The organism is Anaerotignum faecicola, from assembly GCA_024460105.1.
Lineage (GTDB): Bacteria > Bacillota > Clostridia > Lachnospirales > Anaerotignaceae > JANFXS01.
In genome coordinates this window covers 1-418 of record JANFXS010000409.1, presented here as the reverse complement: position 1 = coordinate 418, position 418 = coordinate 1, and the positions used below count along the sequence as shown (strand labels likewise).

1 protein-coding gene is annotated in these 418 nt (G+C 49.8%); it reads right to left on the bottom strand.

What is annotated here, in order from left to right:
• On the bottom strand, positions 1-418 hold a 418-nt coding region (locus tag NE664_14615; GenBank protein MCQ4727867.1), incomplete at both ends, for an extracellular solute-binding protein.

Below are 418 nucleotides of genomic sequence, written 5' to 3'. Positions count from 1 at the left end.
CTTATTATAGAACATAATAAATGTAGATGGCTGGTAAGGAACACTCTTTAAGGTTCCGCCGCCCTGCTGCTTTGCTAATTCAATCAGCGTGGCGTTCTGTGCGCCATTCAATGGGGAAGCGTCGTACATACTCTGAATATCCAGAAGATACTTACCCCACGTACCATTCACACGCTCGATATCCTCATCGAATATATCAATGGTTTCTCCGGCAGATAACGCTGGTTCCAGTGTCTTACGTGTATCACGTGAGCCGGCCCAGTTAACGTCTACTTTTACACCGGTAGACTTTGTAAATGCATCAATTGCCTCAGATATGGCCTGGCCCTGAGGCTCTGTCTCTGCCCACATCGGCCAGTAAACCAGTTCTGCCCCGTCCTCGATCGCACCTGCTGCAACCGTCTCCGCAGGAGCTTCC